At 59.9% G+C, this 2,052-nt stretch carries 1 protein-coding gene; it reads left to right on the forward strand.

Annotated features, from left to right (window positions below):
* Positions 1–251 precede the first annotated feature (251 nt).
* Entirely contained in the window at positions 252–1,250 is a 999-nt protein-coding gene (locus FS320_RS42270) for an HNH endonuclease (protein WP_202882969.1), read from the forward strand.
* Positions 1,251–2,052: the final 802 nt, after the last annotated feature.

Below are 2,052 nucleotides of genomic sequence, written 5' to 3' on the forward strand. Positions count from 1 at the left end.
ACCCCATGTCTTCTCCGCCAACGCGTTCCGACGTTCCAAACCTCGCCGCGATGAAAAAGGCGCAACAGATTGGCTCGCCCAAGCCGCAAGTCAGGTCATCGCAACCAGCGCAGGTGAATACGATCGGCTAGGGCCGCCTGCGCGGACTACTGCTCCATGAGCTGGCAAAGCGTATTGGCGCTGAATGACGTACGCTTTTGGGTCATGAGCACCGGTCAGTTTTGGTTCAGAGCAGTAGTTGAACACCCAACGTGCTGAATATAATCTTCCTCGGCGAACGGGGGAATATGATGACTTACTGGTGGGTCAACCACAAGCAGACATACCGACAGGAAGTCGAGGGTCAGTACATCTGGTCGCCCAAGACCAAGAGCAACGGCAGCCGCAACCAGTCCTACGATAACCTGCGGCTCGTCGTGCCTGGCGATCTTGTTTTCTCATACGCTGGTGCGCAGATCCGACAGCTTGGTATCGTTACACGCCCAGCTGTTTCTAGCCCTAAGCCACCCGAGTTTGGATCAGCCGGCACAAACTGGGCGCAGGATGGCTGGATGGTGCCAATCGAATGGCATGCGCTGCCACAGCCACTGAGACCCAAGGAGTTCATAGGCGAGATCAGACCCTACCTTCCAGAGAAGTATGCCCCGTTAAATGCAGAAGGGGATGGTTATCAGCACGTCTACCTCGCTGCTGTCCCCGACGCGATGGCGGCGGTGCTGCTGGCTCGGCTGGGTGCCTGGGGCGTCGACGTTCTTCGGATTGCCCGGGGTGCTGGGGACGACGATGGTGCGGTCCGTCGGGTCGATGACGCCCTTGAGACTGAGATCCAGAGCGATCTTGGTTTGGACGAGACCACTCGGAGGGCCGTGATTGAGGCAAGGCGCGGTCAAGGCCGGTTTCGCCTCAATGTCGAGGCCGTCGAGCAGGCCTGCCGTGTGACTGGCGTGACTGACCCGCGGTTGCTCCGGGCTAGCCATATCAAGCCCTGGCGGTCCTGCACGACGAGCGCTGAGCGGCTCGATGGGAACAATGGGCTGTTGCTCTGCCCGAATGTCGATCATCTGTTCGACCGGGGCTACATCTCCTTCCAAAATGATGGGCGGATCCTTGTCTCGCCGCTCATTGATGCCAACCAGATTGCTCGTCTTGGTGTTTCGACGGCACCGCCGCTGAACGTAGGCGCCTTTAGCTCGGGACAGGCCAGCTATCTCGCCTTCCATCGTGAGAGCGTGTTCCTTCATGGGCGTTGATCAGCACGACAGGGTTGTGGGAGGGGACGCTCGCCAGCCTACGATCATGGATAAGGGCTGGTGCAACCTCGCGTGGACCCCATGGGTGCCGCTTGAGCGAGAGGAGATCCGGCGTACGGCTCCACTCCTCCCAGGCGTCTATCGCATCCGATCTGAAGGCCGAGGGCCAAACCGCCTCACCTATATCGGACAGACCGGACGGACCTTGCGCGAGCGTCTGCTCGCGCTGGCCTCAGGTGTCAACGCCGAGGAGTGTCCTTTCAATGATCCTCATACGGCGGCACCACATCTCTGGCTGCTGCGGCGGCTGGATTGCGCTCGGCTCGAGTGCTCCTGTGCACCAGTTATGGGCGACGTGCAGGTCCTTCGGGGCACTGAGGACATGCTGCTCTGGCGACACAGGGTGGAGACTGACTTTTCGGTAGAGGCCAACTACGGCCGCTTCTATCTGGGCTATGCTCGCCCGACAAACCGATGGATCGTCCGTGGTGGGCGTTCAAGCACCCGGATTCCTGGCCGCACAGCCGCGCCGCTGCCCATCGACAGCACAACGCCTAATTTCTCTTTCACTCATCCAGCGCTCCAGGGCCACACTAGCCGTTCTTATGCATGGGAAGGTTGATGAAGGCTGGCGAGTGTAGCTTAAGCACTTGAAGCAGCGTAGGATTTGGTTGTTGAGACTAATCCCTGCCACCAATTGCCCTGTGCCACACTCGCCATGCCGGACGATACACCTGCCACCTTCCCGTTTCCAGCCGTTGGCCGCAAGAAGATCACCGCTGCTTTCGACGGTGGGCGCCTG

Source organism: Microvirga tunisiensis (genome assembly GCF_009296175.1).
GTDB lineage: Bacteria > Pseudomonadota > Alphaproteobacteria > Rhizobiales > Beijerinckiaceae > Microvirga > Microvirga tunisiensis.